This window comes from Desulfomonile tiedjei, from assembly GCA_016212925.1.
In the GTDB taxonomy this organism is placed as follows: Bacteria; Desulfobacterota; Desulfomonilia; order Desulfomonilales; family Desulfomonilaceae; genus JACRDF01.
This window is the reverse complement of record JACRDF010000015.1, coordinates 108,281-131,463: the sequence shown is the minus strand read 5'-3', so window position 1 is coordinate 131,463 and position 23,183 is coordinate 108,281. Positions and strand designations below refer to the sequence as shown.

15 protein-coding genes are annotated in these 23,183 nt (G+C 55.4%); 11 read left to right on the top strand and 4 right to left on the bottom strand.

Translation table 11 applies throughout. The features are described from left to right. Positions 1–67 precede the first annotated feature (67 nt). The gene (locus HY913_07995; protein ID MBI4963202.1) at positions 68–1,315 is read left to right on the top strand and encodes an ABC transporter substrate-binding protein; all 1,248 of its coding nucleotides are present in this window, start codon (positions 68–70) and stop codon (positions 1,313–1,315) included. Between the two features lie 534 nt (positions 1,316–1,849). Here HY913_07995 and HY913_07990 read toward each other — a convergent pair. The 4 genes from HY913_07990 to HY913_07975 form a co-directional block, all read right to left on the bottom strand. Next, positions 1,850–3,256: a CoA-binding protein gene (locus HY913_07990; GenBank protein ID MBI4963201.1), complete on the bottom strand. Its 1,407-nt coding sequence runs from the start codon at positions 3,254–3,256 to the stop codon at positions 1,850–1,852. A gap of 41 nt (positions 3,257–3,297) precedes the next feature. Beyond that, positions 3,298–3,711: a carboxymuconolactone decarboxylase family protein gene (locus tag HY913_07985; GenBank protein MBI4963200.1), complete on the bottom strand. Its 414-nt coding sequence runs from the start codon at positions 3,709–3,711 to the stop codon at positions 3,298–3,300. A gap of 320 nt (positions 3,712–4,031) precedes the next feature. Beyond that, positions 4,032–4,868, bottom strand: coding sequence for a MaoC family dehydratase N-terminal domain-containing protein (locus tag HY913_07980; GenBank protein ID MBI4963199.1), 837 nt, complete (start codon positions 4,866–4,868; stop codon positions 4,032–4,034). Between the two features lie 105 nt (positions 4,869–4,973). Beyond that, positions 4,974–6,119: a nitronate monooxygenase gene (locus HY913_07975; protein ID MBI4963198.1), complete on the bottom strand. Its 1,146-nt coding sequence runs from the start codon at positions 6,117–6,119 to the stop codon at positions 4,974–4,976. Positions 6,120–7,249: 1,130 nt separating this feature from the next. On the opposite strand from HY913_07975, the gene HY913_07970 reads away from it, so the two are divergent. From HY913_07970 to HY913_07925, 10 genes are all read left to right on the top strand, one after another. Beyond that, positions 7,250–8,494: a TetR/AcrR family transcriptional regulator gene (locus tag HY913_07970; protein ID MBI4963197.1), complete on the top strand. Its 1,245-nt coding sequence runs from the start codon at positions 7,250–7,252 to the stop codon at positions 8,492–8,494. A gap of 6 nt (positions 8,495–8,500) precedes the next feature. Continuing rightward, positions 8,501–10,630, top strand: a complete 2,130-nt coding sequence (locus HY913_07965) for an enoyl-CoA hydratase/isomerase family protein (GenBank protein ID MBI4963196.1) — start codon at positions 8,501–8,503, stop codon at positions 10,628–10,630. A gap of 10 nt (positions 10,631–10,640) precedes the next feature. Further along, positions 10,641–12,446: an acyl-CoA dehydrogenase gene (locus HY913_07960; protein MBI4963195.1), complete on the top strand. Its 1,806-nt coding sequence runs from the start codon at positions 10,641–10,643 to the stop codon at positions 12,444–12,446. Positions 12,447–12,585: 139 nt separating this feature from the next. After that, positions 12,586–13,788, top strand: coding sequence for an acetyl-CoA C-acetyltransferase (locus tag HY913_07955; GenBank protein ID MBI4963194.1), 1,203 nt, complete (start codon positions 12,586–12,588; stop codon positions 13,786–13,788). A 336-nt stretch (positions 13,789–14,124) separates the two neighbouring features. Beyond that, positions 14,125–15,801 (top strand): long-chain fatty acid--CoA ligase, encoded by a 1,677-nt coding sequence (locus tag HY913_07950; protein MBI4963193.1) that lies wholly within the window; start codon positions 14,125–14,127, stop codon positions 15,799–15,801. Between the two features lie 63 nt (positions 15,802–15,864). Next, on the top strand, positions 15,865–17,364 hold the full coding sequence (locus tag HY913_07945; protein ID MBI4963192.1) for an aromatic ring hydroxylase: 1,500 nt from the start codon (positions 15,865–15,867) through the stop codon (positions 17,362–17,364). A gap of 122 nt (positions 17,365–17,486) precedes the next feature. Beyond that, positions 17,487–19,019, top strand: a complete 1,533-nt coding sequence (locus tag HY913_07940) for an acyl-CoA/acyl-ACP dehydrogenase (protein ID MBI4963191.1) — start codon at positions 17,487–17,489, stop codon at positions 19,017–19,019. Between the two features lie 50 nt (positions 19,020–19,069). Beyond that, positions 19,070–19,867: an SDR family oxidoreductase gene (locus tag HY913_07935; GenBank protein MBI4963190.1), complete on the top strand. Its 798-nt coding sequence runs from the start codon at positions 19,070–19,072 to the stop codon at positions 19,865–19,867. A 321-nt stretch (positions 19,868–20,188) separates the two neighbouring features. After that, positions 20,189–21,739: a carboxyl transferase gene (locus HY913_07930; GenBank protein ID MBI4963189.1), complete on the top strand. Its 1,551-nt coding sequence runs from the start codon at positions 20,189–20,191 to the stop codon at positions 21,737–21,739. A gap of 437 nt (positions 21,740–22,176) precedes the next feature. Beyond that, positions 22,177–23,166, top strand: coding sequence for an MBL fold metallo-hydrolase (locus tag HY913_07925; protein ID MBI4963188.1), 990 nt, complete (start codon positions 22,177–22,179; stop codon positions 23,164–23,166). Positions 23,167–23,183 lie beyond the last annotated feature (17 nt).

Genomic DNA, 23,183 nt, shown 5'->3' with positions numbered 1-23,183 from the left:
GGCAACGGTTGCAGGCTTTTATTGCGGGGGGGCTCGTACGCATAAAACCACGAAGGAGGTAGGTCGTATGAACTCTAACATCGTCATGAAAGCCATCCTGATCACCTTGGGTCTTCTTGTCGTCTTTGGCTCCTCTTCGTTTGCGCAAGGCCCGGTAAAGATAGGATTCGCGCACGTTTTCTCCGGTCCTATGGCCACGTTCGGTGACGTGGCCCGGCAGGGGGCTCAGATTGCAGCGAATGAGATTAACGGCGCGGGAGGAATCCTGGGACGCAAGGTCGAACTCGTTTATGGCGACACGGCAGCCAAGCCGGACGTCGGTAAGCCGGAGATTGAGCGGTTAATCAACTCGGAAGGGGTCGCGATCGTAATAGGCATCGTCTCCAGCGCGGTGGCAAAAGCGGTAACCCCTGCCATGAATGACCTGAAATGCCCGTTGATCATTACCCACGCCATGCTCGACGAAGTTACGGGCAGTCTGTGCAACCCCTGGACTTTCAGAATGACCTGGAACATGGATCAGTGCTACAAGTCGTCCGCAATCATCGCCAAGAACTCAGGGGCCAAAAAGTGGACCACAGTGGGACCCGATTATGGGTTCGGTCAAGATTCCTGGAAATATTTCATGCGTTACGGAAATAATCTCGGAGGGATGTCATTCGAACAGGGGATCTTTACTCCGTTAGGCACCAAGGATTGGGCGCCGGTCATCGAGCAATTGAGAACCAAATCGAATGCGGATGGCATAATGCTGTCCCTGTGGGGCAACGATCTGAAGGACTTCCTGAGACAAGCCCACAGGGACGGGCTTCTCGAAGGCAAGACGACAGTCTGTGCGGTGGGTGGTTCTGTCGAGATCTTCACTGCTCTCGGAGTTTTGGACATGCCCAAGGATGTGTGGTTCGGGAGCCCGTATTGGTACGAGGCCTACAACAACGCGTCAAATGCCAATTTCATTAAATCTTACGGGGCCCTTTCGGCCGCCGAAATACCTCCCTCATATGCCGCGTACAATTCATACGCCGCAATAATGATGTTCAAAGCGGCTGTAGAAAAGGCAGGGTCCTTTGACAGAGCTGACGTGGCGGCGACTCTCAGCGGACTGACCGTGGCGGATCTGCCCGTCGGTTCGACGACCTTCAGGGGGGAAGACCACCAGGCGATCTTTGATGTGGCGTTCGGCAAGACCTCCGCTCATGTCAGCAAGATGTACAAGAGGATCCGGTCTCTTGATTCCATCAAACTGTTCCCCGGTAAAGAGGTCACGCCTCCGGCATCGGAAGGTCCCTGCAAAATGCCCGCTCTGGCTGAATAGAAGAACAATCGATCCGGAAAAACTTTCGAGGATCACTATAGGCCCTAGCAATCAGGACGGCTAATGGCCAGTCGAAAGGGACGCGCTCGCGGTCGAGCGTTCCTGCCGCGTAACCATTCAGTTACACGGGGTGGTTTGCCGTTCTGTACAATTGCGAGGAGTGAAATCCCCGTTCCGCGGGAAAGCGATCTCTGCCTTTTAGCCCTGAGATTGCTTCGCTACGCTCGCAATGACCATCTTTCGCCGCCATTAACTGAATGAATACATTAGGCCTAATCAATCACTTACGTGCAGGAGCGGCTCCCATGCCCCGAGGGGGCAGCCCAACAGTAGCCACGGGCGTAAGCCCGTGGACAATGGTCCACACAATCATTTGGATTCCCGACCCTGGAGGGGTCGACCAATCCCGAAGTCCAACTCACATTCATGGTCGACCCCTCCAGGGTCGGGAATCCAGGGTGTGGCAGCGCTTCCGGTCCACGGGTTTCACCCGTGGCTACCATTGGTACGCCCCTTCAGGGCTGAGAATCCCTTCTACCCCCGCAAGACTGAATGGTTACCCTGCCGCGCCGATTCCCAACGACCTGTCCAGAACTTCGACGCGGCCCACAGACAATCGGCTATTCTCGAAATATCTTCATGAACCAAAATTCCAACAGCGCGAGCCGCCTGACGGAATCGCTCGCATCCCTGTTGGCGCCCCATGATCCAGAATAAGATCAGTTTTCCGCAGGCATCGGCCCTTTTCTTCAAGTCGGCAAGGTCCGGGATGTCCTCGTCCAATCCAACCACAATGTGTATGAGGAGCACATCTACGTTGGAGTCTTTCAAGACAGCGGAAACCGCATGGTCAAAGGCGATGTCCCGGCCCCGTGTCGACACTGCCGGAAAAAGGTCCACTGGGTTGGAAGGGGGCATCCAGGGCGGAAAGACTTCCTCTAATGCTTTCTTGGTTTCGTCCGAAAGGTCGGCCACAGGCAGTTCGCGTTTTTCCAGAGCGTCGCAGGCAAGAATACCCGCTCCACCGCTCAAAGTAACTATAGCGGTGCGGCATGCAGGATTGACGTAGCGGATCACCGCTAACGCATTGGCCAGGTCCATCATCTGGAAAATTTCGTCGGCTAACGCGACGCCTAATCCGTCCAAGACGCTGGTTAGGAGACGAGAGTTCCCAGCCAGGCTGTAGGTGTGGCTCTTGGCTGCTATGGCGCCGGCTTTGCTTCTGCCCCCTTTCAAGAGCACGATGGGCTTGGCCGTTTTTTGGACCATTTGTGCAAAGAGCCTTCCCCGCGGAATGGATTCCAAGTACAAGGCAACCACATCCGTGTCAGGGTCCTCCAACAGGTACTCAAGGACATCACATTCGTCGACATCCGCTCTGTTCCCAATAGAGCAGGCCTTAGCGACACCAATACCCCTTCTGGCCAGCTCGGCAAGAAAAATGGCGGACATCATGCCGCTCTGGACGATCAGGGAGATCCGACCGGGAAGCAAGCCTTCCTTTCGCACGCCCGGGTGCATAAAGGTAAAGAAATACTCTCGCCGAACATCCACCAAGCCCATGCAGTTCGGTCCCCAAATTCGCATACCGGCATTTTTCGCAATGGCCACACACCGGTCTTGCAATGCTAGACCGCTTTCGCCGATCTCCGCGAACCCCGCGCTTTCGATTATGATCCTACGCACGCCTTTTCGGGCACATTCCTCCAAAACCGGCGGGACCGATGATGCAGGCACCAGGACAATTGCCAGGTCCACTCCGTGAGGGATGTCTTCCACGGAGGGGAAACAGGGAAGGCCTTCAATTTCATCATAATTGCGATTTACCGGATAGATTCCCCCTTGGAAACCGGAAAGCAGATTAGAAACCACAAAACCGCCTATATTACGCTTGCTGGCTCCAATAACCGCAACGGAGCCTGGATTGAAAAATGTATCCATAGCATCCTCGTGTGATCAAATTCGGACTAATCGGCTCTTGGCTACTTTGCCGGGCCTTTCTCAAAGACCTGTCTGGCGACCGCCAAGCCCTCGATGCAAACCGGCATGCCGCCGTAGGTGGACATTTGCAGGATGACCTCAGCCACTTGCTCCTTGGTGGCGCCGGTACGAAGCGCAGCAATGATGTGGCTCTTTAATTCATTGGTGCGGTTCAGAACGCATAATGCGGCCACCGCGCAGAGTTCGCGCTCCCGCTGAGTCAGTACATCGCGAGCGTAGAGATTTCCGAACACGTGATTGATAATGTCCGCGGGTATTTCAAAGTACCCGAACAACTCTCTCAGCAATTGGGTTCGCGTTCTGCCCACCAGTTTGTTGGAAACCTCGGTGGGGTCATCGCCCGGTCGGATATCCGAAGCGATTGCCGCATTCATTTCCTTCTCCCGCTTTTCCATGACCGTGTCCTTTCCGGACGCTCCCCCATCTTCCGTTACGGTTTAAAGCAAGTGCCGAAAATAGTGTCCGATTACGAAAAACGCCTCTTCGGAAATCGGTTGGGGCTGGCCTCCGGAAACTGTCTCAAAACTGACGATTTCACCTGACCTTCTGTAGGGGCGGTTCGTGAACCGCCCGAAATCAGGGCGCTTCTCGAAGCGCCCCTACCCGGGGATTCCTCTGATCCGGGGTTTTGAGACAGTCTCTCCGTGCCGGAACATTTATTGGAGGCGTCGCAAGAAGATCCCGCCCGTGACTGAATGCTTGCCTTATCTTTATCTTACTCAACCTTCGCGTAGGCATGGCTGAGCACCACCCCGCGGTCGGTGCGGCACCGGATCAGGTAACGCCCATCTTTGTCGTTCCATCCCTCGGTCACAAGCGTGTCGCCTGGATAGACTACGCCGGCGAAACGCGCCCTGAATTCCTTGAGGCGCGCGGGATCTCCGTCACAGGCTCCGTGCACAATAGCCCTCACTGCGTAGCCGTACGTGCAAAGGCCATGTAGGATTGGTCGAGGGAACCCCCCCATTTTGGCAAAATCCGGGTCAAGATGCAGTGGGTTGAGGTCGCCGTTGAGCCGGTAAAGGGCTGCCTGGTTCTCCGGTATATAATAGGAGACAATGAAATCCGGCTGGATTCCTTCGGGAGGATCGAGCGGTTCGCTTTTGGGCCCGGCATCTCCGCCAAAGCCCCCTGCACCTACATAGAAAACTCCATGCTCGGCTTCGAGGAGCGGTTCCCCCTGTTCGGTCAGGGCCTTCAAGCGCCAGACAATCAGAGCCCCTTTGCCCTTGTCGTAGACATTGGTAATCTCTCCTTCAACAAGTACCTTCCCCGAAGGCGGGATAGGGCGGTACAACTTTATCGCTTCTTCTCCGTGAATGAATTTGGAAAGGTCGACGGTCACATTCTCGAACAGGTCCGTGAACAACGCGACTCCCATCACCGTACCAAAGCTTGGAAAGACCCTCAACCCGCCTTTGGCGTTTTCATAGACAAACGGGAGTTCCTCTGTCTGCGCCCCGATTCCCAGGGCATACAGGACAACATCCTTCCAGGTGTACTCGAAGGGCATCGGCCCCGACTTCTTCCCTATTAGGTCCAAAAGCAACATGCGTGTCTCCTGCCTCCTGATGTCCCTAAGGACTTCCGTCCGGGGGACCGGTGGATCTTAGCGTTCCCGAGGACCTTCCCGGACCTGGAAGAAATGGACGGCGATCTATTTGGCAACCACGGTGGCCGGAAGCCGTCGGGTTAGAATGTCCACCGCCTCTTCCACCATCTCATCGAGGACTTGTCGTGCGGGCTTGATTTCGTGGATAAGGCCTGAAACCTGCCCGGCCAGACCACCCACGTAGTCCGTCTTGTTGGCCTCCACAAAGCCCCAAAGGAGCGCAGAAGAAATCATGACTTGAGTGGGGAAGGGGAGGGGATCAAGACCCGATCCGTCCCACAACCTGTGATACTCGTTCAAGCTCGCCCGCAAGGTTTTCCCTGTATACGCCGTGCTCACACGGGTATCCTCATCGGTTGACTTGATGATTTTATCCTTGTTGGTATCTAAGGCGCCTCCTTCGTTGGTTGCAAGAAAGCGCGTCCCGACCCAAACGCCTATGCATCCCATTGCCAATGCGGCCGCCAGGCCCCTGCCGTCACCGATACCTCCTGCGGCCAGGACGGGCACAGGTGCGGCAGCGTCGATGGCCTGGGGCAGTAATGCCATGGTCCCAATCCTTCCGGTATGGCCTCCCCCTTCATGTCCCTGGGCTACAACGAAATCCACACCCGACTCGGCCATGCGGCGGGCATTCTTCGCATTGCCTGTAATCCCCAGCACCTTCATTCCCACTGCATGAGCTTCTTCCACCATGAAGCCCGGATTACCGAGCCCTGCGCAGAAGAGCGGCACTCGTTCCTCTATACAAACCTGAATGGATTCCTTCGGACGATGGGTAGTGGAATTCAATTTGATCATGACATCCACATCAGGGAGCCCCATCTCAGCTTTCACTTTCTTGATCCATTCCCGATGCGGTTCGGGAATAGTCTTGAGCACCTCACTGAGCGGCACCTCTTGCGCTCCCCCGAAAGATTGAGAAGCCACGCTCTTGGGCAGCAGAAGATCGACTCCGTAGGGTTTGTCGGTCTGGGCCTTGATCTCCCGAATGGCATTTCGAAGTTCTTCCACCGTAAAGCCGCTGCCTCCAAGGACACCGAGTCCACCGGCCTCTGAAACGGCAACAACCAGTTCAACAGGAGCGCCGGTTTTTTCGCCTATCAGCGTAGGGCCCATGCCTGCGCTCAGGATCGGATACTCCATTCCCAGCATGTCGCAAAGTTTTGTCCTCAGTGTTCTTTTACCCATTGTCGTCTCCTTCCGTCAGGATGAAAAATGGCTCGGGCAGGGTCCTGTTGCCCTCATGTTTCGTTAAACCCATGGCCTTAAAAGAAACGTGGTTGTTTTGGGCTGCCGAATGTCATTCGGCTATGCGCCGAATTGTAACAGACTTCTGTTTGGCCGGTTGGAGCGCCAGGATAAATAGTCCGGCTCCGTGACCGCCTTCGTTGGAAGGGTCGTCGAAGGTCCGTGCCTGTCTTTGGCTCCCACGGCCTGGAATTAAGCGTGCCGGAAATAGGCACTTCAGCAACCACACGCTCTCTCAAGGACTTTAGTTGCGTGTCACCATCCTCTTTTTTTCCTCCAGTCCGGGGAGTGGCTTGAAAACTCTCTCCCCTGGCGGGGTGAAGAAGAGTGCCGGTTACCTAAGGTTTGCTGAACCAACAGTTCCGCAGTGTGCTTTCTCGGTTGAGAATCCCCTTTGATCTCGGGCGCCTTCTTGTGCATGAAGCCTGATATGTTCGGACAGTCCCATTGGGGTGGCTGGAGGTATCCCGAAGTCTGTCTTTCCCTGCTTCAGAAGGCGATAGGCCTTTATGGCCCGGTTGATTCACGTTGGCGGCATTGTGCCGCCAGAATCACATTCGGAAAAGAAATTAACTTTACTTTCATTTCAATATCGTGTTAGAGTGATCTTGTCAAGCGCGGACGAGCATTTTCCGAACAAGCATATGCGCCTTGAGGGGGATTCGCGTTCAGCAACTTAGTTAAACTGCAGGGCTGCTGTTTCAGCAGCGAAATTACTTTTGGATCAGGCGGCTTAGGCGTGATTCGCGCCTTCGCCGAGGTTTTTATTCGACGCGACTCTCCCTCACTGAACCATAAGGAAGCGGGAAGAACGTCAACGACGGCAACAGTAGGCGGCGCGGACGTTGTTCCTGAATCCTTCAACGGTCCGGATTACGGGCCTCTGATGGACCGGAAGCATGCCCGCGTGAAAGGCCGCTGCAAAAGTCGGCCCGGCCGGATGGGGAATCGGGAGTATTAGGAGTTGACACCAGCTATCGAATTCTACGAATTGGGTTCACTTGCCATAGAGGGAACGTTAAACGAACTCGTAATTCCGGACCTCAAGATTGGGAGGCAGTGAACGGACTATGCGGTCGGTGAGCGGTCATTCGAACGATTTTGAACAAGATCAGAAAAACGGGCTGGCCTGCGCGACCAAATGGAAGATCCTGGCCGCGGCCGAAGAAATCATGTCGCAGAAGGGTTTTGCCAACTCGTCCATTTCGGAAATTGCCCGTAAAGCCAATGTGACAGATTCTGTTATTTACCAGTACTTTAAAGGCAAGCAAGATCTTCTCTTCTCGGTGCCCGGCGAAAAACTGAAAAGGCAATTGGCCTTGCTGGACGAGCATCTGGCAGGAATTCCGGACGTTCAAAGCCAACTACAAAAGCTCATATGGTTGCAGCTCCGATATCACGACGCTCACAGGGCCTATGCCCGCTTGCTGCTTATGGAATGCAGGTCCTTTCAAGCGTTTTATTCCAGTCCTGCCTATGAGATTGTTCGTGAATATTCTCGCATAGTCGCTTCAGTATTGGGTCGGGGAGTCAAAGAGGGGAGGTTCCGCTCGGACATCCCCATCCGCCTTATTCGGGACACGATTCTAGGAACTCTGGACATGGAGACCCTAAGCTCCCTCACGGTCGGCGAACTGGAAGCAGGTGAGTCGGATTTCTCGAATGTGGTGGACCTCGTGGATTCCATGATCGTGCCCAAGACTCCGCCGGAAGGCTGCCGGGTAAACCGCTTGGACTCCATACTCAACGCGGCAAAGAAAGTCTTCGCTGAAAAGGACTTTGCCAAGGCAACGATATCCGAAATCGCGAGTTTGGCCGGGGTTGCTGACGGAACGATTTACGAGTACTTCCAGAGCAAGGAAGATATTCTTCTTTCTATGGCCACAAATCGATTTGAATCATATTTGGAACAGGTTTCCGGTGCGTTTGAAATCAAGAGCCCCGACCGGAAGCTTCGCAGATTGATCAGGTATCACTTCTCCAGCTTTTTGAGCGACACAGAGTTCCTCAAGGTGTTTCTGCTCCGACTTCAGATGAACGATCGTTTTTTCGCGTCCAAGGCTTTCGAGGCATTCAGTGACTATTGCAGACTTATCGAAGACGTGATCGAGGAAGGGAAGGCCGCTGGTGTTTTTCGAACAACGGTCAATTCCAGGGTCTTCCGTAATATGTTTCTCGGCGCCTTTTCCCATATGGCTATGCGATGGTTTGTTTTGCGTGAATCCGCTTATGTTGACAGAATGGAGGAGATCGATCAGATAACCGAGCTGCTGACATCAGCGGTTATGGCAAGCCCTTCCTGCCGAAAGGAGTGAATAAGGATGAAGACTGACTTCAAAACTGTGAAAGTAGAAGTTCAGAACGGCGTGGCTGTGCTGTTCTTGAACAACCCACCGGTAAACCAGCTTTCGGAACACTTCGTGATGGAATTCGTCGAGGCTATTCTGAGCGGCTTCGAGGACCCGGAAATTAAGGCGATCGTGCTGACGGGAACGGGAAAGAACTTCGTAGCGGGCGCAGACCTGACGGAAGTCTACAAGGCGAAAGAAAAAGACGCCATGCTGCCGAAAGTGAAGGCCATGTCGGCCTTTCTCAACCAGATGGAAAAGGGCCCCAAGCCCGTAATAGCCGCGATCAACGGAAATGCGCTCGGGGGCGGGTTGGAGATCGCAATGGCCTGCCATTATCGGGTCGCGTCCAAGGGCGTCAAGCTCGGGCAACCCGAGGTTCAGGTCGGCCTGATACCCGGCGCGGGTGGGACCCAGCGCCTGCCCCGGCTTATTGGCCTGCCCAATGCCTTGGAGATGATGACCGTCGGGAATCCCATCGACGCTGAGAAGGCCCTGTCCAGAAAGCTCATTGACGAAGTAACCGACGCAGAAAACCTTGTGCAGACTGCCGTGGCCGCTGCGGCCAAGTTTACCTCGCGCCTGATCTCTTTGGATAGCAAACGCACCTGCAATAGGTACAATCGGCTCCCCAGCGCGGCTGAACTCAAGGCCATTTCGAACGGCGCGAAGTTTATGGCCATGACCAAAGCCAAAGGGTACATCGCGCCCTTCAAGGTAATCGAAGCCGTGGAAAACGGCCTGTCCTTTAACATGGAAGCCGATATCGACCGTGAGGCCGAACTGTTTGCCGACTGCGTAGTCTCGGACGTGGCCAAGAACCTGATCGGGATATTCCTCAACACCAGAGCCGCTGGCCGGCTACCCCGCATTGAAGGAATTGAGCCCGCCAAGATCAAGAAGGTGGCGATGCTGGGTGGAGGCGTAATGGGCTCGGGAATCGTCAACCTCTTGCTCGCCGGCGGCTTTGAGGCGGTCCTCTGGGACATTAACCAGGACGCGCTGGACAAAGGTGTAGCGGCGGTGCGGAAGACCTTCGAGTATCCCATCAAAAAGAAGAAGATGACCCAGGCTGACCTGGACACAATGGTTCAGAAGCAGTTGAAAACGACAACGTCCCTGGAGGACGCGAAGGATGCGGACCTGATCATCGAAGCCGTGCTCGAGAACATGAAAGTCAAGCAAGACATATGGAAAAAGCTCGACGAGGTCTGCAAGCCCGAAACCGTTTTTGCCACGAATACCTCGGCCCTTCCGATCACGGAAATGGCAACGGTGCTCCGCGACCCGGGGCGCATGATAGGCCTGCATTTCTTCAATCCGGCTCACCGCATGATGCTCCTGGAAATCATTTGTACGGAGAAGACTTCCGATCAGACCCTTGCCACATCCGTGGCGTTCGCTCGCGCAATCAAGAAGATCCCCATAGTGGTCAATGATGCCCCCGGATTCTATGTATCCAGGCAGCTTGGAGGTCTCTTCGGAGGCGCCGTGTATCTGAGTGCCGACGGCGTGGACGGCGCTCAAATAGAGAGGGTGATGAAGGACTTCGGCATGCCCATGGGACCGGCTGAACTGGCCGATCTAACGGGTATCGACATCAACTATCACGTGAACAAGACGTTCGAGCAGAGATTGGGAGAGAGATACAAGATCCACCCCCTCACGGAGCGGATCTACGAGATAGGTTGCTATGGGCGCAAAACAGGCGCCGGTTACATGGATTATAGTGGCGCCCGGCCTGTGCCCAACAAAAAGGTTGTGGATGTTGTAGTCGGGTATCTGAACGAAAAGGGCGTGACACCCAAGAAGGTCTCTGATCAGGAGATAGTCGACGCCATGCTCGCCCTTGCAATAAACGAAGCGGCCCTTATGATGGAAGAAGGGGTTTGCGACAGGCCCCAGGACATGGATCTGGCCATGATCTACGGCACCGGATTCCCTCCGTACAGGGGCGGCATATTCCGCTACGCAGACAAATGGGGCGTTGCGAACGTGTACAACCTATTGGTCGAACTCGAGAAGCAGTACGGGGTCCGTTTCCAGCCGGCGAAACTCCTCAAGGAGATGGCGGAATCCGGAAAGACCTTTTACCCGGCATAACGGAGGCCTCATGGCGGAAAAATTCGTCAGCAAGCGGAACCTCGATTTCCTGCTTTACGAAGTGCATGGAGTGGAACAACTTTCGAGGTTGCCCTATTTCGAAGATCATACCCGTGAGACGTACGATCTTGTTGTGGATACGGCCCTGAAATTGGCTCGTAACTTGATCTACCCGTACTTCCGGGAAATGGATGAAAAGGCGCCGTTTCTGGAGGACGGCCAGGTGAAGGTCCATCCTGTGGTCAAGACCATGATGAAGGAATGGGGAGAGGGCGGGTGGATCTCTTCTTCCATGCCGTACGACGTGGGGGGCCAACAACTGCCCATCACGGTGCACATGGCTTGCAACTACATATTTGGAGCGGCCAATTTCCCCGCCACGGGTTATCCGGGCTTAACGACGGGAGCCGCTCACCTGATTCTCTCTTACGGCACGAACGACCTTAGGGAAACCTACGTTCCCCAGATGCTGGGCGGCGAGTGGCAAGGGACAATGGCCCTCACCGAACCCCAGGCCGGCAGCTCTCTTTCCGACATTACCACCCGCGCGGAACCCACGGATCAAGGATACTACAAGATCCGAGGGCAGAAGATATTCATCTCGGCCGGGGACCATGACGGTGTGGAGAATGTGGTCCACATGATGCTGGCCAAGATCAAAGGCGCTCCGCTCGGCGTCAAGGGCATTTCCCTCTTCCTGGTCCCCAAGAAGAGGCTCACGAGTGACGGGACCCTCGAACCCAACGATGTGGCCGTGGCGACGGTGTATCACAAATTGGGCTACCGAGGGTGTCCGATCACTCAGCTCAGCATGGGGGAAAACGACGATTGTCGCGGGTTCCTTGTGGGGGAGGCCCACAAAGGTCTCTCGTACATGTTTCAGATGATGAACGAGGCACGTATAGGCGTAGGCATGCAGGCTACTGCCATTACTTCCGCGGCCTACTACGCGTCTCTGGAATATGCGAGGGAGAGGCCTCAGGGCCGCAGGCTGTCCAGCAAGGACCCGACGCTGCCGCAAATTCCCATCATTGAACATCCGGATATCAGAAGGATGCTTCTCTTCCAAAGAGCAGTGTCGGAAGGCTCCCTGTCCGTGATTCTTCAGTGCGCTATGTACTCGGATCTGGCGAAAACAGAGGATGCGGAGCAAAAAGAACGCTGCGAACTCTTGCTCGATCTACTGACTCCCGTGGCAAAGAGCTATCCGTCTGAAAACGGAATCATCTCGGTAAGTCAGGGGCTCCAGATACTTGGAGGTTATGGTTACTGCCAGGAATTCCCCCTGGAGCAATACTACCGCGACATCAGGATACATCCCATCCACGAAGGGACTACCGGTATACAGGCCCTGGACCTGCTTGGCCGCAAGGTAGTCATGAAGAACGGCCAAGCCTTGCGAATCTATCTTGAAGAGGCCCAGGCCACCATACAGGCCGCCATGCCATACGAGGGACTTAGGCCGTATGCGGAGCGATTAAAGGAAGCTCTGGAAACACTCCAGGGCGTTACCCTTCATCTTGTGCAATTCGGCATGCAAGGTCAGGTGGAGAAGTTTTTGGCCGACGCAACGCTGTATCTGGAACTGTTCGGGATTATTGCTATTGCTTGGCAATGGCTGGTCCAAGGTGTAGCCGCTCAAAAGGGATTAGAGACCGATTGCGCTACCCTGGACAAACGGTTCTACGAGGGCAAGCTTCACACCATGCGTTACTTCTTTCACTATGAGGTACCTAAGACCTGCGGTTTGGCCGCGAGGCTCATGGAGACCGACGGCCTGACAGTGGAAATGAGCAGCGCAGTCTTTGATGACTGACCAAGGCTTTGGACATATGCAGTATCTTGACGGGAATTAACGTGCGATGCAGGCCTCCTGCCCAGCAATCGCCGGAAACTAAACAAGAACATCCGATTGAGAGAGAAAAGCCTAACGATCTATAGAAGGAGACACGCAGATGAGAGACGTAGTTATCGCAGGATACCTCAGGACCGCTCAATCCCGTTCCCGGCCAAAGGACCCGGCCAGAGACGTATTCTGCAAAATGAGGGCCGATGAGCTGCTGGCCAAGCTGCTCCCCGAGTTGGTCAAGAGAGCAGGCCTCAAGCCCGAGGAAATCGATGATTTCATCGTGGGATGCGCCACCGCTGTTGGCGAACAGTGGGCTTATGGAGGTCGCTTCCCGATCTTTTTGGCCAACTTCCCCAATACGATCGCAGCCAAATTCGTAGATCAGCAGTGCGGTTCCTCCATGGCTGCCATACACATGGGTTTCCTGGAAGTTGCCACCCAAAACGCGGACGTCGTCATGGTGGGAGGCATGGAGCACATGACGAGGATTCCCATGGGGCAATCAACGACCGAGGGCGGGCTGATCGTCCCGAACATGGCTCTTTTCGCGGCTCCGGAGTACCTGCACTGGGACATGATGACCACCATGAATATGGGGCTCACAGCTCAGAAGCTCCTCGCCCAGGCCGGCCTGAATCGTGAAGACATGGACAAGTGGGCTGTGCGGTCTCACCACCGGGCTGCAAAAGCCCAGGAAGCCGGCTTCTTCGATGGTGAGATACTGCCGATCGAAGCGGAGCAGGCAGACGGTTCAGTCCTTACCGTGAAAACGGACCAGGCGGTACGGGCGGACACGACCCTTGAAGGACTGGCGAAACTGTCTCCGGCTTACAAGAAGGATCATCAGATTACCGCAGGCAATTCGTCGCCTCTCAATGCCGCTGCCTCATCCATGATTTTGATGGCCAAAGAGACTGCTGAGGCAAAGGGAATCAAACCTCTGGCGACCATCAAATCCATTGGTTTCGCGGGTGTGGATCCGACAATCATGGGCGCGGGCCCGGTGCCTGCCAGCCAAAAAGCCCTTCAAAAGGCGGGCTTGCAGGCCAAAGATGTCGATTTTTGGGAAATCAACGAGGCTTTCTCCGTTGTGGCCCTGAACTGCATCAAGGAACTGGGGCTCGATCCGGAAAAAGTCAATGTTATGGGCGGAGGAGTAGCCATTGGGCATGCTCTGGGAGCGACCGGTATTCGGCTCGTAGGGACCCTGGCCCGCATCATGGAGAAAAACGGCGGACGCTACGGATGCGCCAACGCGTGTGTGGGTGGCGGTCAGGGCGTGGCCACGATCATCGAGCGGACTGTCTAACGATTGATGGTGAGCGTTCACCGGGACAAGCGCAACCGCTCGGAATCACGATGGGGGAGGCTTGGAGGGGGAGATGGTCTCCCCCTCCATCCTCACCGGGCGCCGAGCCGCCTCAAGCCCGGTGAACGATTACGATTGGTGAGCCTGCCGAAGCAGTTTTCAGGCTTGTGGCGGTGCTTGAAAGCTGTTTCGGAACTCGCGATGGGGTATTCGTGCCACGATTTCCACCAGTTCAATGAGATTTGGGGCAGCTTCAAGAATGGCGGCCGGCAGTACTTCGTTACGTACCGGGTTTACCGATTATTTACCTTGTACAGACACTGAGAGGAGCGTCACATGGAAAAGATTTGGCTGAAAGCGTACGCGGATGGTGTTCCACCAGAGGTGGCCTTCGAAAGAATCACCCTGCCGCAGGCCCTTGCGAGATCAGCCGAGCGGTACCCCGATAGCCCGGCTCTGCTGTTCCAGGGCACAAAAATAACATACCGCCAACTTGATGACTTGGTCTCCAGGTTTGCGTCAGCCCTGGCGGCCCTAGGGGTTAGGCCCGGCGACAAGGTGGCTCTCCTAATGCCGAATCTCGTTCAGACGGTAGTGGCAACCTATGGGGCCTTGAGAGCCGGAGCAGTGGTGGTCATGAACAATCCCCTGTACACGGACCGCGAACTGGAGCATCAGTACAACGACTCCGGTTCCCAATACCTTGTAAGCCTCGACCTCTTGGTCCCGAGAATGATCAATTTGAGGCAAAAGACAGGGATTCGAAAGATCGTCTCCTGTCATATTCGGGACTTTCTGCCTTTTCCTCTCAAGCAGTTGTTCCCGTTCGTCAAGAAAGGCATGCACCTGAAAACCCCGGCGGCTCCCGATGTTTTCGAGTTCATGGATCTGGTGAAGAAATACGAGCCGATAACCAACCCGCCAAAACTGGAGTGGGACAGCACGGCTGTTTTGCTCTACACGGGCGGAACCACTGGTGTGTCCAAAGGCGTCGAGCTGACTCATGCAAATCTGTCCAGTAATGTTCAGCAGACCAACGCCTGGTTTCCCGAATTCGCGCCGGGCGGCGAGATCGTGGTCGGTTGCCTCCCGTTCTTTCATTCCTTTGGGATGACCTCGGCCATGAACGTCGCGATCTATCACGGATACGCGAACATCCTGATTCCCAAACCTGAGCCCAAACCAATTCTGGAGGCGATCGACAAGTACAAGGCAACTTTCATACCCGCTGTGCCGACGTTGTACAACGGCATGATCAACTTCCCCGAGCTGAAGAAATACAGCCTCAAATCCCTTAAAGGGTGCTTCTCCGGAGGGGCCCCGATGCCGATGGAGACCATGAGGAAGTTCGAGGAACTTACCGGTGCTCAGATCTGCGAAGGCTATGGGTTGACTGAAACCTCGCCCGTCACCCATACCAATCCGTTTGGCGCCAAGACCAAGCTCGGCACCATAGGTTTGCCGATGCCCAATACAGACGCCAAGCTCGTGGACGTGGACGATTACAGCAAAGAGATCACAACACCCGGAGAGCCCGGCGAACTGTGTCTCAAGGGTCCGCAGATTATGAAGGGCTATATCAATCGCCCGGACGAGACCGCCGCCACATTACGAGACGGCTGGCTCCTCACCGGTGACATCGCGATCGTTGACGAAGAAGGCTACTTCAGCATCGTGGACAGAAAAAAGGACATGATTATCTCGGGGGGATTCAACATCTATCCGAGGGATGTGGACGAAGTCCTCTTCTCGCACCCGAAAATCCTTGAAGCATGCGTGATAGGAGTTCCGGACGAATATTCCGGCGAGCGCATCAAGGCCTATGTGGTGCTCAAAGAAGGGGAAACGGCCGCTCCTGAGGAGATCGTTGACTACTGCAAGCAGAACCTCGTGAAGTACAAGGTCCCGAAGTACGTGGAATTCGTTAAGGACCTTCCAAAAAGCGCGGTGGGCAAGATCCTCCGTAAGGAGTTAAGGGCCATGGACCAGGCGAAGGCCGGTTCCACCCGATAGATCGAGACACCGTATGAAACGCTAACCCCCGAGCCAATTACACCCACTCTGTCAGGAGGCAAAATGAGAACAAAGGAACAGTACATCCAAGGTCTGGCCAAGATGAAGCGGAATATCTATTTCAACGGCAATCTTCTCGACCGGACAGACGAACTACAGCAGGCATGCCTCGATACCATGGGCACCACGTATGATGAGGCGGCCAAGCCTGAGAACCAGGAGTTGTTTACCGCCATCTCTCATCTCACGGGTGAGAGAATCAACCGCTTTACCCATATTCATCAGAATACGGAAGATCTCCACAGGAAGCAGGACATGACTCGCGCGCTGTGCCACAAGGTGGGCGGCTGCATCCAGCGCTGCATGGGGATCGACGCCACCAATGCCGTCTACAATGTCTCCTACGAGGCGGACAAGTTGAACAACGGCACCACTCAGTACCATGAGAACTTTAAGAAGTGGCTGGCCCGGTTTCAGACCGAAGACCTGGTGGGCTGTTGCGCTCAGACCGACGTCAAAGGCGATAGGATGCTGAGGCCCGCGGAGCAGCCTAACCCCGACGCTTATGTCCGGATCAAGGAGAGACGAAGCGACGGTATTGTGGTCAGCGGCTGCAAGCTGCACATTTCCGAGGCCTCTGTAGCCGACGAGGTGCTGGTGGTACCGACCCGCGCTCTGCGCCCCGAGGACAAGGACTATGCAGTGGCTTTCGCCATTCCGGGTGACTGGGACGGACTGAAGCAGGTGGTTACCATTCACAACCTGAGACCTAGAGAGCATTTCCCGCGCGGGTTCATGCAGGGCGCTACAGATTCCTACATGATTTTCGACGACTGCTTCGTTCCGTGGGATAGGGTGTTCCTGGCGGGCGAATGGCAACACGGAGGCGTGTTGGCTCTCCTCTTCGCTCTCTTCCACCGGCATTCCTATTCGGGCTGCAAGCCTGCAATCGGCGACATCCTTTTGGGGACAGCCGCTCTGGCCGCGGAAGTGAACAACGTTCACAAGGCGTCCCACGTCCGCGAAAAGCTTTCCGAGATCATTATGACCACCGAGTTGGGCTATGCGGCCGGATACACGGCTTCCGACCTGGGTAAACCGGAGGTCTACATTCCGGGCATGGGTTTTGTGCCTTACGGGCCCGGATCTTATATCCCGAATTCAATTTACTGTAATGTGGGCCGATGCCTTTCGGGAGAGGCGGTTTACAGGGAAGCCGAGATCCTTTGCGATATCGCGGGCGGCGTAGTAGCCACTTTCCCCCACGAAAAGGATTTCTGCAACCCGGAAGTTAAGGACCTTCTCGAGAAATACACCCAGCGGAATCCAAACATGCCAGTGGAAGACCAGTCTCAGTTCTGGCGGTACTTGGGTGACGTCCTATGCTCCGCTACAGGCGGCATAAGCAAAGTGGGCAATTACCATGGCGGCGGCTCACCGGTCATGGAGCAGATCGCCATCACTAGCCAGTATGACATTGAGTCCAGGAAAAAGCTGGTTAGATACATCGCGGGCATGAGCGGCGGGGACCGAGAAGCCTTGAGCAAGTTGACAAAGAAGTAAACCGAAGCTCCGCATGGACCGTTAAGTCATGGATTGACCGGTCTACGTGCCCCTTCCTGTCTCAGCGGGGAGGGGCACTTCGTTATTGACGCTGATTCTTCAAGTTTCAGGGGGACAAAACCATGGAAACCTTTCCCTGGTGGAACGAAGCACAGATTGAACTTGCCGAAGAAGCGAAGAAATTTACCGACGAGGTCTTAATTCCGATCGGCGAGCGCGATGCCCTCGCGAGAAAATTTCCGTGGGAAGCCGTGAAAGAGATGGGCCGCAAAGGCTGGTTCGGCGCGCTCATACCGAAGAAACACGGCGGCCGGGCTGAAGAGTGGGGCGTCACCGGCGCGGCTATCATCCTTGAAGAGACGTCACGTGCCGGGGAGGTCAGCGGGCCATTGGCAACCACGATGTTCGGCAGCGCCACCCAGCTCATTCACAACGGCAACGAAGAGCAGAAACAAAAGTGGCTGCCGGGGATTAACAAAGGCGAGCTTATCGGCTGCATCACTATGACCGAGCCGTACGCGGGCTCGGATATCGCGGGAATCGAGTCAACCGCCGTGCGCGACGGTGATTTCTATGTCATCAACGGAAAGAAGCGCTTCCAGACAATCGCCGCTGCCGCTGACCTGTATATGTGCTATTTCCTCACAAGCTCAAAGCCGGAGGATCGGAAGGCTTACACCCACCTCAGCGCCTTTGTAGTGGAGAAGGGGGCGCCTGGTTTCCACATTGAGCGAGTCAACGACACAATGGGCTATGACAGCTCTTACAACTGTTATTTGACCTTTGATGACGCCAGGATTCCCGCTTTCAGCCTCCTCGGACGGGAAGGGGAGGGTTGGAAGATCATGATGAGCGGCCTCAACGTCGAGCGGATTCTCAATGCCGCTCCCACGCTCGGCCCCATGCGGGAGTGCATCCGTTACACTCAGCAGCACCTTGAAAGACGCTTGCAGTTCGGTCGGCCGACCGGTGACATCGCCACCAACCAGTTCAAACTCGCGGACATGATCTGGAAGCTTTATCTCGGCAGGCTGGTGGTTTATTACGGCGCCTACTGCGCTGACCTCGGCCGCAACGTTCCGGTTGAAGCGGCAATCTCTAAGATGTTCACCAGCGATTCCGCAATGGAGACGGCCATTGAAGCAGTGCAATGCATGGGAGGCAACGGTATTCTGAAAATTTATCCCGTAGAGCGGATAATGCGTGATGCCAAGCATGCCCAGATAGCCGCGGGAACCTCTGAGGTCCTCAAGCTGCTCATCTACCGCCAGGGCGTGAAGGACCTGAAGCCTGACCTGAGGGTCCCGCAAAGGGTTGTCGATCCGGAACTCAAGACGCCTTTGCCGGTGGGCAAGCCGCTGCCCAAGAAACCGGTTCACGGTGAAGAGGACATACTCGGGGTACTGGCAGAGAACTATAGGGTGAACCCAGGTCTGCACATGACCATGGAGGATATCAAGGAATGGCTCGAGATCTCGGATGCAGATTTGGTCAAGCACCTGGAAAGTCTTGAAAAGCAGGGTCTGGCCGGGCTGTACCGAACCCGAAAGGGCATTTCCCTTGCCAGGGTAACTTACCCGGGCCTGCAAAAAGCCAATCCGCCCGAGTATTACCGTTATATTCCGACGTGGGCCGATCCCAAAGACGTGTTTTAGAGCGCGAAATGGCATCAGGCACCTGCTAATTTGGAGGCAGAATTATGAAGATGGACAAAACCGGCCGACTGGACGGCAAAGTTGCGGTCATTACAGGGGCTGCCAGCGGCATTGGCCGGGCAACGGCAATTCTTTTTTCCAGAGAAGGAGCCAAACTTGTTCTGTCGGATTGGAATGAAGAAGGGCTGAAGGAAACTCTCGAGCTTGTCCTCAAAGGGGGCGGAGAGGCCGTCATGCAGAGAACAAACGTGGCGAATGAAGAGGAGGTCAAGAAACTTATGGAACTGGCCTTCCGAAGCTACTCCGTCATAGACATCGTCTGCAACAATGCGGGAATCACCGGACACTTCGCCACTCTGGACCAACAAGACGGAAATGACTGGCGCGAGGTTTATGGAGTGAATGTTCTGGGTGCGGTCTTCACCACAAAATACGTGTCCGGGCACATGCAGGAGCGTAAGGCGGGCGCGATTGTAAATACGGCTTCGGTGGCCGGAATCCGCTCCGGTGCCGGAGGCAATGCGTACAGCGCAAGCAAGGCGGCCCTCATCAACTTTACCCAGACCGCCGCGTGCGATCTCGGCCTTTACAATATTCGGGTCAATGCAGTCTGCCCCGGGCTGATCGAAACTGGTATGACCAAGCCTGTGTTCGATTTGGCCCGGGAAAAAGGAAAGTTCGATAAACTAGGCAGCCGCTGCGAGTTGCGCCGCTACGGCCGACCCGAAGAAGTTGCCGCGGCCATCCTTTTTCTCGCCAGTGACGAAGCAAGCTATGTTACGGGTCAGGCTTTGCCGGTGGACGGAGGCAACACCGCTTCCCTCAACTTGCCGGGCATGAAATTTTGAAGCCAAGGACTCGATGGACCCGAAAAACGGAATGACTGTCGCACAATTCCGGTTTTGGACCCGCGGAAAGGATCTTCTATAGCCTTTCTCCAAACGTCTTGCCGAATGACGGGAATACAAGATCGGAAATGATTTTCACGAATCGCACCGGGCGCCACAGGCACAATAGGTCCAGACATGTGACATATGAACCGATCATCGGCCACGTAGGGTAGGGCGCGCACGGCCGTGCGCCCCTACAGTTTGCTATAGACATCGATGGGTCTGGTGTAGGGGCACGGCGTGCCGTGCCCTCAGCGCTCCATGAAGAGGTAACTAGCAATGGCAATGAAAGAGGCCGCGGAAGAGCTGAAGCGACGAAAGGCCAAGGCCCTGGAGATGGGCGGCCCTGAAAAAGTGGCTCGGAAACACGCTGAGGGACTTGGAACCGCCCGAGAGCGTGTGGAAAAGTTGCTGGATCCGGGCACCTTCTTCGAGATGGGGGCGCTCTGTCATTCGGACGTCCCCGGCATGGAAGACAAGACGCCGGCTGACGGTAAGATCGCGGGTTTTGGCACGATTGATGGCCGTACGGTTGCGGTTACCGCGGATGATGCCACGGTTCTTGCCGGGACCGGAGGTCGAGTAGGTGTCGAGAAGGAGCATCGCCTCACACGCTGGGCAGCCGAGAAAGGCTATCCTGTAATCAACTTGGGCGAAGGTGGAGGCGCTCGCATACCCGATATAATGGGTTCGGAAGGCCTCAGCTCCATGACCATGAGAAAAGAGATGGCTGTACGATGCCGTCAGGTGCCGTTTGTGGCGACGATCATGGGGGAGTGTTTCGGCGGGCCGTCCTGGTTGGCCGCGCTCGCCGATTTTGTGGTTCAGGTGAAGGGCTCCTGTATGGCTGTTTCCGGTCCCAGGGTACTGGAAGTCGCTACCAGCGAACAGGTTACGAACGAAGAACTTGGCGGATGGAAACTCCATGCTGAAATAACCGGCCAGGTGGACAGGGTAGCGGAAGGCGAAGAGGACTGCTTCCGGATTGTGCGCGAGTTCCTGGCCTATATGCCCTCCAACGCCGGGGAAGTACCTCCCGTCGTGCCCCCGACCGGAGATGACCAGGAAACAAGGCAAGAACGGCTGCTGTCCATAGTTCCGGCCGAGTCTCGTCGCGGTTATGACATGAGCCGGGTGATCAAGACCATTGTGGACGATGAGCGCGTATTCATGCTCAAGCCCGACTTCGACCGGAGCGTGATTACCTGTCTCGCGCGCATCGACGGCCGCAGCGTGGGAATCATTGCAAATCAGCCGATGCATACCGCCGGGGCCATGGGACCTGATGGCTGCGACAAATGCACAAGTTTTATCTGCTTATGTGATTCCTTCAATATTCCTCTGATTTTTCTGCATGACACGCCGGGGTTTTTGGTGGGCAAAGCTGCAGAATATAAGCGCATGCCCGGCAAGATCATCAATTTCATCGAGGCGGTTGCACTGTCCAGTGTTCCGAAGATCTCCCTGGTAATTCGCAAGTCCTATGGGATGGCATACTCCAACATGTGTGGGACAGGCATGGGCGCTGATTTCGTCCTGGCCTGGCCAAACGCGGAAATCAGCTTCATGGCCCCGGAAGTCGCTGCCAACGTTGTTTATCGCAGGAAAATAGACGAATCAGACGACATCAAGGCTGCACGGGATCAAGCCGAACAACAAATCAGGGCCGCGGGCGCTCCTTGGAAAGCAGCAGGTCTGGGCTTGTTGGAAGATGTTATCGATCCACGCGATACCCGAAAGGTCTTGAGCCAAATCCTCAAGTTGGCGAGGGGGCACGATGGAGAGTACCGCAGCAAGCGGCAGCTGGCCAACTGGCCTACGACCTTCTGATAGTGAAGCCAAGCTCCCCCGGGACAGAGTTCTCTTGGGGCTTGAGACCGGTTCGCGATTAAACCTGTAAATCTGAAGCGCTTTCCTAGAGGTGAACATGGCGGGCATGCCGCGTCCCGCGGGACCGCCACCGTATTCTGGTGGGGCCGGCGTCCCTGCCGGCCTTAAATAAAGTCACTGCTTCTTCTCTGGTTCCCAGGCGCTGCCTGGGAACCCATACCTTCCGGACAGAGCCCGGAAGCGAGTGTCATTGCCGCGCGGTTGCGGAGGCGGGGCCTTTCGATATGCGTTCCAAGACAGAACCTCACAACGAGAACCGGCCGGACCCGGGGTTGGTAGGGGCACGGCATGCCGTGCCCGTTTGAGCCATTCCGCGAAATTCAACGCGATTCACATTAACTATCAACGATTGCGCGTGGACAATATAGGCGAGAGTCATGACCAAAAAAAAGAGGATCCAAGTCCCGATACCGTTTCCGGTCAAGTCGGTTAATTGCTATTACATCCCGGGTTCGGTTCCAACCTTGATTGATACCGGGGTGAACCTGCAGGACACTCTGGAGGCCATAAAACGTGGAATAGAAGCTCAAGGCGGGAAACTCGAGGACGTGCGTAGGATAATAGCGACTCACGGCCACGCTGATCACATCGGATTGGCTGGAAGAATTGCCGAAATCAGTGGAGCAGAGGTGTTCGTCCACAAGTGGGATACCGTTCGATGGGCTGATCGTGGAGGCGAGCACGCCGGAGACAAACATGGTGATTTCCGAACGTTCTTCCTGGAAGCGGGATTACCGACGGACTCTATCGATGAACTCGTCGCATCGCTTATATCGGGTTTCAGGAAAATGTGCCACCCTGTATCCACAGAGAGGATGCTGGAACACGGGATGGTTTTCAAATTTGACGACTTCGATCTTGAGGCCATTCATACTCCCGGACACAGCCCCGGTTGTGTATGCCTTTGGAACCGGGCGGACCGCGAGTTGTTCACCGGGGACACTCTGTTGCCAGCCCTAATTTCCAACCCCACGATAGAAAAAACCGGCTCCACAGATTACAAAAGCCTGGTTGGCCACCAGGCCTCACTGGAACTCATCGGCGGCCTGGATGTGAAAAGGGTGTTTCCAGGGCACGGATTGCCTTTCGACAGTCTGGAAGCTCGGCTGAGAGACATCCGGGGATACCACGGTCGGCGCACCAAACAAATACTACGAATTCTCGGCCAAAAGGACGGCTCGGCCGGAAACCACGACGGAAAGACCCAATACATGGTGGCAACGGAGCTTTTCGGTTCAATCTCCGGACGAGAGTTGTTTTTTGCGGTGTCTTCTGCCAGGGCGTATCTGGATGCACTGGAAGAGCAAGGGCTTGCGACAAGGCTCAAAGAAGGCACTCGGCACTTTTACCGATCGAAAGCGTCATAGGCTTTTGCCCGAAAGCC